Origin of the sequence: Streptococcus suis, from assembly GCF_002964045.1 — a bacterium.
GTDB lineage: Bacteria > Bacillota > Bacilli > Lactobacillales > Streptococcaceae > Streptococcus > Streptococcus suis_U.
Window position 1 is genome coordinate 1 of record NZ_POPB01000010.1, and the last position, 265, is coordinate 265.

General features: G+C 39.6%; 1 protein-coding gene. It reads left to right on the top strand.

Annotation, left to right across the window (positions count from 1 at the left end; genetic code table 11):
• A partial coding sequence (locus tag C1E99_RS00030; protein ID WP_238146163.1) for a class Ib ribonucleoside-diphosphate reductase assembly flavoprotein NrdI occupies positions 1–265 on the top strand: 265 nt, incomplete at both ends.

Here is a 265-nt window from a genome sequence, read left to right on the forward strand (position 1 = left end):
AGAAGAAAATATATTTGGTTTACATTAGTTTGAGTGGCAATACAGAAAGTTTTGTGAAACGCCTAAAGTCCTTTTTCCAATTTCAAACTGACTGGGAGATTGAACTGGTCCATGTTAAAGATTTGGTCAAGCAGGATATTCCTTTCTATCAGCTAGATGCACCCTTTGTCGCCTTTTTACCAACCTACTTAGAAGGTGGAAATGGAGTGGACAACGGAGATGTGGAAATTCTGACCAATCCTCTCGGAGATTTTATCGCTTTGGG